Source organism: Undibacterium sp. SXout20W (assembly GCF_049340285.1).
Taxonomy (GTDB): Bacteria; Pseudomonadota; Gammaproteobacteria; order Burkholderiales; family Burkholderiaceae_D; genus Undibacterium.
This window is the reverse complement of record NZ_JBMPPH010000028.1, coordinates 46,279-54,134: the sequence shown is the minus strand read 5'-3', so window position 1 is coordinate 54,134 and position 7,856 is coordinate 46,279. Positions and strand designations below refer to the sequence as shown.

At 47.1% G+C, this 7,856-nt stretch carries 4 protein-coding genes; 3 read left to right on the top strand and 1 reads right to left on the bottom strand.

The genetic code is table 11. The features are described 5' to 3' along the window. The first annotated feature begins 591 nt into the window (after positions 1 to 591). Both ACO0K1_RS14085 and ACO0K1_RS14080 read left to right on the top strand, forming a co-directional pair. Positions 592 to 2,328 carry an ABC transporter permease gene (locus ACO0K1_RS14085; protein ID WP_423026775.1) on the top strand — a complete coding sequence of 579 codons (1,737 nt, stop codon included), beginning with the start codon at positions 592 to 594 and terminating at the stop codon, positions 2,326 to 2,328. A 39-nt stretch (positions 2,329 to 2,367) separates the two neighbouring features. After that, the gene (locus ACO0K1_RS14080) at positions 2,368 to 3,675 is read left to right on the top strand and encodes a nitrate/sulfonate/bicarbonate ABC transporter ATP-binding protein (protein WP_423026773.1); all 1,308 of its coding nucleotides are present in this window, start codon (positions 2,368 to 2,370) and stop codon (positions 3,673 to 3,675) included. Between the two features lie 59 nt (positions 3,676 to 3,734). Here the strand turns inward: ACO0K1_RS14080 and ACO0K1_RS14075 are convergent, their stop codons facing one another. Next, on the bottom strand, positions 3,735 to 6,221 hold the full coding sequence (locus ACO0K1_RS14075) for a TonB-dependent receptor (protein ID WP_423026771.1): 2,487 nt from the start codon (positions 6,219 to 6,221) through the stop codon (positions 3,735 to 3,737). Between the two features lie 717 nt (positions 6,222 to 6,938). Between ACO0K1_RS14075 and ACO0K1_RS14070 the strand changes: the two genes are divergently transcribed. Next, positions 6,939 to 7,784 (top strand): undecaprenyl-diphosphate phosphatase, encoded by an 846-nt coding sequence (locus tag ACO0K1_RS14070; RefSeq protein ID WP_423026769.1) that lies wholly within the window; start codon positions 6,939 to 6,941, stop codon positions 7,782 to 7,784. Positions 7,785 to 7,856 lie beyond the last annotated feature (72 nt).

The following is a 7,856-nucleotide window of genomic DNA, read 5'->3' as shown; positions in this document are numbered from 1 at the left end:
TGGTCTGGTGCGACGCGGGATTGGAAATTGAAGGACGAGGTCTGGCTGAATCCGAAACGAAATCAGGCAGAGGAACTAATGCTAGCAGCATGACTTGACGCGACATCTTTGTTGACAACTACCGATTTTTGATTTTTGATTTTTGATGAAATTCATGAATGATGTCATGAACATGAGAACCGCAATGCCTGAATTCCGTAGAGTCAACAGTACTAATCCCATTTGATCATCCGATACTCACGTTGAAGGCAACGGCGTGTTACTGGCGTCTGAACAATAGTGCTGGTTTGTTGAAAATCAAAGAACCTTCTTCTTGTCATCAACTTGCCACAAACAGCACCTAAGCTCACTGAACTCTCGCGCTTTGATAAACATTTGATAAACGTTAGACATGCGTCTGATAAAGCACAGTTCCTTCCAACGAGACGTGTTTAGATGGCTAGTGGTTGGTCATTGCGAGCAATAAGTTGGCGATCATCGTTACAACTGGGTTAAAAAAACAACCGCATCGCTACATGATCGGAATTTGATCGGCACTTGATTTTGCTGGCCAATCTTTCGATTTTTCATCGACATTCCAATAGGAGTCGTATGCATCAAGGCCTCGCAATGGTGGTCAGAAATGACGGCAATCAAGTTGCACCTGGATGGCGTGACGTCTTTGCCGTGGTCTTGGTACTGACGGTTATTACTTTACTCGGTTCGGGTGCACACCAGATGCTCATGCCGTTTACGCAAGCACATCAGCCTGAGATATCTTTGTCTGTATCGGCTTTGCCGAACTATGCATTGCGTACGATCATGCGCATGCTAGCGGCGATGTTGGCTTCTTTGGTGTTCACATTTGTCTATGCGACCTTGGCCGCCAAGAGTCGACGTGCGGCATTGGTGTTGATTCCCTTATTGGACGTGTTGCAGTCAGTGCCGGTGCTCGGCTACTTGTCTTTCACGACGGTGTTTTTCATCGCGCTTTTTCCAGGCAATGTCCTTGGGCCAGAACTGGCGGCTATCTTTGCCATTTTCACAAGTCAGGCATGGAACATGGCGTTTAGCTTCTACGAGTCGTTACGCATGATTCCAAATGACTTAGATGAGGCGTGTCGCAGTTTTCGTTTTTCTGGATGGCAACGATTTTGGCGCTTAGAAGTACCGTTTGCCATGCCAGGGTTGATCTGGAACATGATGATGTCGATGTCGGGCGGCTGGTTCTTTGTCGTTGCGTCAGAAGCAATTACGGTGGGCACATTAAAAATCACCTTACCTGGCATTGGTTCATATGTCGCCACGGCGATTGAACGCCGCGATCTGAGTGCGATTGCCTGGGCGATTCTCGCCATGACGATCACCATTCTTTTATACGATCAACTGCTGTTTCGCCCCTTAGTTGCATGGGCTGAAAAATTCCGTTTTGAACAAACGACGGCACAAGTCAGTGCGAAAAGCTGGCTCGTTTCATTGATCAGCGGCACACGCTATTTGCAGCCGGCAAGTAGCCGCATCACCCGTCATTTACAAAATGTTGGTCGAGCGCGTTTATCTTGGCTGGATAAAATTCCACGGGTAACGCAAGCCGCTGCACAACGTCAATTACTTGATCGCCTGTGGTTGACCTTGGTACTACTAGCGTTGGCTTATGGAATAGGGTTACTGGCACATTTTTTTAAAAATGAGGTGACATTCAACGATCTGCTTACCGTCTTCCAAGCCGGCTTACTGACGCTATTGAGAGTCGTCGTACTGATCACGATTGCTACGTTCATCTGGGTTCCGATCGGCGTGGCAGTCGGTCTGAGGCCGCGATGGGCACAAATTGTGCAGCCTTTTGCGCAATTTTTAGCGGCATTCCCTGCGAATCTGATGTTCCCGGTGGCGGTGTTTCTGATTGTACGGTATGACGCCAATCCACGCATCTGGCTAACGCCCTTAATGATTTTGGGTACACAGTGGTACATCCTCTTTAATGTGATTGCCGGCGTCACGGCTTTTCCCAGCGACTTATTGGAATCGGCGCGTAGTTTCAGGATCAAAAGCTGGCGTTGGTGGCGCGACGTCATGCTTCCGGGGATTTTGCCTTATTACGTTACTGGCGCCATCACTGCGTCTGGGGGCGCATGGAATGCCAGCATCGTGTCAGAAGTAGTGAATTGGGGATCGACCAAATTAAATGGCGCAGGCTTGGGTGCCTATATCTCAAGCATGACAGAAGCTGGCAATTATCCACAAATTGCATTGGGCATCAGCGTCATGTCTTTGTTCGTGATTGCGATGAATCGCTTGCTGTGGCGCCCACTCTATACGTTTGCTGAACGTAGGACACGGCTTGATTAGCGGATATAAATGCTGACATGAACGAGGAATAAATCGACTATGAGCGAAACAATTAATGAGGCGATTATTGCCTTACAACATGTTGGCAAAACCTTTTCAAAACCGGAGGGTGGCAATTTACCAGTGCTCGAAAATATCGACGTGATTGCTCGTTCAGGCGAAATTCTTGGTTTGTTGGGACGCTCTGGTTCTGGCAAATCAACCTTGCTTCGAATTGCGGCAGGGCTTATACCTCCAACAACGGGCGAGGTACGCTACAACGGCAAAGCACTAACGGAACCAGCAGAGGGGATTGCTGTCGTTTTTCAAACCTTTGCCTTATTCCCTTGGCTGACGGTGTTGGAAAATGTTGAAGCAGGTTTGGATGCTTTAGACTTGCCTTCAGACGTCAAGCGCAAACGTGCTCTGGCGGCGATTGATGTCATCGGATTGGATGGCTTTGAGTCTGCCTATCCGAGAGAATTATCAGGTGGCATGCGCCAGCGGGTTGGGTTTGCCCGCGCTCTGGTGGTACAACCAACGATCCTATTGATGGACGAACCCTTCTCAGCACTGGACGTCCTGACATCAGAAATTTTGCGCAGTGATTTACTTGATCTTTGGCAGGGTCATCAACTGCCGATGAAATCCATTTTAATGGTCACTCACAATATTGAAGAAGCCGTACTTATGTGTGATCGCATTTTGATTCTGGCGTCTAATCCAGGCCGCATCGCCGCAGAAATTCAAGTGCCGTTAGAGCAACCTCGGAATCGCCTTGCGCCTGACTTTCATGCCATCGTCGACCAGGTGTATTCGATACTCACTTCACGCGCTATCGAATCAATTGATGCACAGCACCAGTTGCACGGTGGGCTCTCACAAATGCTGCCCAGTGCATCGAGTAATCGCCTTTGTGGATTGATTGAAACATTGCAATCGCCCGCCTTTAATGGCGAAGCTGAATTAGCCAAGCTTGCCAGACCATTTGTGCTTGGAGTGGATGTTTTAATGCCGGTGGCGGAAGCGCTGCATCTGCTTGGATTTGCAGAACTGAAAGCAGGAACGATACGTTTAAGTGCATCGGGTAAAATTTTTGCCCAAGCTGGCATGGACGCCCGGAAACAATTATTTCGCGAACATTTATTGCAATTCCTGCCGCTGGCAGCCCATATACGCCGCGTATTGGATGATAGAGAAGAACATCAGGCACCGAGGCTCCGCTTTATGTCTGAGCTGGAAGATCACCTCAACACAGCGGAAGCCAATCGTACCTTACGTACAGTCACGGACTGGGGACGCTACGCAGAATTATTTGAATACGATGCAAAAACACTGCGATTTTCTATCAATGCAATTCGATCTTAGACAAAAAAATTGCCCCGCGTTTTAATCAAAAACGCGGGGCAGGCCAATTTACTTCATAATTAGAACTTGGCTGAGAGGCTCACGCCAATGTTTCTCGGTGAAATACGATAAACTTCATTCGCCGTTCCCTGAACCTGTGGACGCTGAATCACGCTCTGATTGTTGGCGAGATTTTTAACATACAAAGTCACTTCCCACACATCACGTGTCAAGCCAACACTCGCATCATAAGTCGCATAAGACGGACGTTGGTAATCTGGATTGGTTGAATCAAGCGCACCATAGCTGGCACCTGTCCAATGTCCAGCTGCTCTCGCAAAACCATAAATGTCATCATTAACAAAGAAGTTGTACTGGGCAGTCAGTGCCATATTGTACTTAGGTACGCCTGGCACTCTGGCACCCTTAACCGCACCAATCACACCTGCATTTGCACCTGCACTATCGGACAAGGTTGCATCGGTATAACCGACAGCTAAATCCAATACCAGGCTCTTCGTAGGTTTGAATTTAATTTCAAATTCGGCTCCGGAGCTGGTCGCGTTACCAACGTTGGTGTTATATGCATAACCGCAAGCTGGAATGTTGATGGCTTGCTGCAGATTTTTCCAATTAATGTAGAACAAGTCTGCATTTACCGACAAAGTGTTATTCAAGAAGCGCGATTTATTACCGACTTCGTAACTCCACAAACTATCAGGGCCATAAGAAGTTGGATTGGCTGAACTCAAATTACAGTAGCCGAGTGGCAGCAGGAAATTCGAACCACCAACCCGGAAACCTTCGGTGGCCGACGCATACAAGGTATTGTTCTTATCAACTTCCCAGGTCAACGACAGTTTTGGCGTCAACTTATTCCCGCTCGACGACTGCGTAGAGTGCGCGACGCCATCATTGGTCGTATCATTCGCGAAATAATACAAACCATTACGCGTGAAGGTTTGACTTGCTTTCAAATAACGCGCGCCAACGGTGGCGTGGAATGCAGGACTAAAATAGTAATTGCCTTCACCAAAGACCGCTTGCTGGGTGTCATGATAGTAACGACCAGCATAGTAAGAATTGTCGTTTGGAAAACCAGCACTCACTGGATTAGCAAGCACATTTGGATCAGTGATACTGACGCCAGCCGTTTTAAATGCCGCATTAATCCCGAAAATTGGTTCGTTGTCGATCACACTCGTATGTTGATTCGATGCGTACGCCCCGACCAACCAAGTGTAAGGTGAGACATTTGGATCATACGGTTTAGATAGCAAACGCACCTCTTGAGAGAATTGCGTCACACCATTGTTCAAATAAACCGCGGATGGCAGATTTCCAACAACATTTGCCAATGAATTAGTAGCGCTGAAGGGTGTACCCGCAATTGCCGGAATTGTCGACGCAACCTGCGAACCCAAGTACGAGCTATTCACCGTTGTGCCATCTTGAGTACGATCGAAGTTACGCTTAAAGTAACTTGTCACTGACGTCAAATCACCAAAGCCGGTGTCGTAGTTCAAAGTTAATGACGGCACCGTCAACACATCTTTGCCTGGCTCACCGACAGTCTTACTCGTCGTATTTTTAGGCAGCGCTGCACCAGCGAGCGTCTGCGTATAAGCGACATCAATGTCACCAGTTTTCACCCGTTGATAGAACAATGATGGCGTTACTGTCAGGTCTTTAGTGACATTCCATTTGAGCGCCAATCTGACGACCGCATCATCTTCATTATTGATACCATTGGCGATCACTGCTGTCGTATTAGGATCTGCAAGCTTTATAAAGCCACTATTGTGTGCCGTTTGAATACCAATACGTAATGCCAACTCATCCTGCTTTAACACTTTGTTAAACACGACATTACCGAGGTAATTGGTACCACCGCCTGCGGTCGAGGAGACCTCAGTGTAAATATCGGTCGAGTTGACTTTCGTATTGGGTTGATTCGAAATAAATTTGATCGTACCACCCATGGAGCTCGCACCGTACAAAGTACCTTGTGGTCCGCGCAATACTTCGATGTGATCCAGATCGAAGAATTTTGGTTCTGCACTACCCATACTGTACAAATTACCTGCTGTCATCGATACATCATCGAGATAAACGCCGACGGTAGCTGAACCCGCCGCCGAACTGATACCGCGCATTTCTACGTTGGATAAGCCTGGACCGTTACCGGCGTTACCGCCACCGCCGCCACCTGAGAACGAAATATTCGGGATAGAACGGGTCGCATCTGCAAAATCAGTGATGTGCTGTGCCACCAGATCATCGCCACCAATGACGGAAACGCTCAATGGCACTTTGCTGGCATCTTCTTTACGCTTAGTCGCCGTAATATTAATTGACTGAATTTGATCAGTGAGCGCGCCTGCCTTTGCAACTGGCGTTGCTGGTGCACTTGTATCGCCAGCTTGCTGTGCCCACGCCGGATTAGCCAAGATCAGCGAACTAGCTGCAATCGCGCACACCACCGTACCAGTATTTTGCTTTGCGCCCTGGTAATTTGAATACAGTGACGCAAGCGATAGATTTAATTTTGTTTTTCTGAGATTCATGTTCATCCTTTGTGTATGTCTCACTTCTTATTTGCACCTGATACAGATCCGTCTCGTATCAGCTCTCCTCACTGAAGGTCAGGCAAATTCAGATTCCCAACAATAAACAGTGTAAGCGCGCCTATACCAAATTAAATTTTGAATAGTTTGGAATTTCTAGCAATATACCCGCGCTTTTCAACTTTATTTTAAGCAAGTTTAATGCCCGTATCGTTTGCACCAATAAAGCGCATCATGCTGACTCACCCTCGTGGAAGCATCCCAAAAGGTGATGAACATATAATCGCTGGAAGCAAAAACAAAGTAAATCGTTAATAGTGATCCGATATATTGAGCAACGAGGGTGTACGGTCAGTAAAAACCAACAATTCATCAGTGTCATTGCGACGCCACCGACAGAGCTTGGGTTTAAAGCAGTATTTTTATGACAAACAAATGACAATTGTTAATAATTAAAAATTGCCCTCCTATGCCGTTGTACAAAGTCAACATGACAAAGTAACATCTTCTTAAAAGAGGTAATCATTGCAAATTAACCATTAAATTTCTTGTGACGCTTTTTTACGGCTTATTCTTTGGGCAGATGTCGTTTCACAGAAATCTCTCGATCTTTTTCACGTGCAAAAGATAATATGAAAATTTCATGAAATTTGAGCGAGATGTGGTGACAAACGGCACAGAATAAGCGATGCTTGCGCTTTTTCCCGAAAGAGCTGCATGGAATTCTTTTATATCCTCATTCTTGCTATGGTTCAGGGCATTGCTGAACTCTTGCCTGTTTCCAGTTCAGCACACGTAATCGTGGCTGAGAAATTAATGGGACTGGATCCAACCTCGCCACAAATGACCATGATTCTGGTCATGCTGCACACAGGCACCATGTTTGCGGTCATCGCTTACTTCTGGAAATCCTGGCGTGAAACCTACTTCGCTTCAGCGCAACAATTTCGTGCCAATGGTGCGAACCTGATCATCGCGACGATCGCGACAGGTGTTGTTGGCTTTGGTTTGCAATTGATCATCAAACATTTTTTTGCTGAAAACGCCGACAAATTTGAAATCGAGCACTTGTTTGGTAACGCGAAATTGATGGCAGCCGCACTGGCGTCTGCCGGTGTACTAATCATTCTTTCTTCACGCATGAAAGAAAAAGGTAACGAAGACGTCAATACCCGCAGTGCCCTGTGGATCGGTGCGGTACAAGGTTTGTGCCTGCCATTCCGTGGTTTCTCGCGTTCTGGCGCAACAATTTCTACCGGTTTGGCATTGGGTGTCAATCGTCGTCGCGCGGAACAGTTCAGCTTCGCGCTGGCGGTTGTGTTGACACCGGCGGTAATCGTTAAAGAAGCGTATCGTCTGTTTAAAGTAGAGAGCGCATCTGCGGTGAGTGATAGTGCTGTGTTATTACACGCCTTGTTTCCAGGCTTGCTGGGCATGGTCTTGAGTTTCCTGACCGGTCTGATCGCATTGCGCTGGTTGTCACGCTGGTTAGAGCAAGGTCGCTGGCACTTCTTTGGTGCCTATTGCCTGTTTGCCTCTCTGGTCGTTTTGTGGGTAGGCTAAACCAAACAATCGTCATTCTATAAGTATCAAAGCACGCACCTGGGAAACACAGAGACAAAGGGGAAAAATCCT

What these genes read in the sequence shown, in the direction of transcription:
- ACO0K1_RS14075 (WP_423026771.1), bottom strand. Translation starts at nt 6,221, where the DNA reads ATGAATCTCAGAAAAACAAAATTAAATCTATCGCTTGCGTCACTGTAT.
- ACO0K1_RS14070 (WP_423026769.1), top strand. Translation starts at nt 6,939, where the DNA reads ATGGAATTCTTTTATATCCTCATTCTTGCTATGGTTCAGGGCATTGCT.
- ACO0K1_RS14085 (WP_423026775.1), top strand. Translation starts at nt 592, where the DNA reads ATGCATCAAGGCCTCGCAATGGTGGTCAGAAATGACGGCAATCAAGTT.
- ACO0K1_RS14080 (WP_423026773.1), top strand. Translation starts at nt 2,368, where the DNA reads ATGAGCGAAACAATTAATGAGGCGATTATTGCCTTACAACATGTTGGC.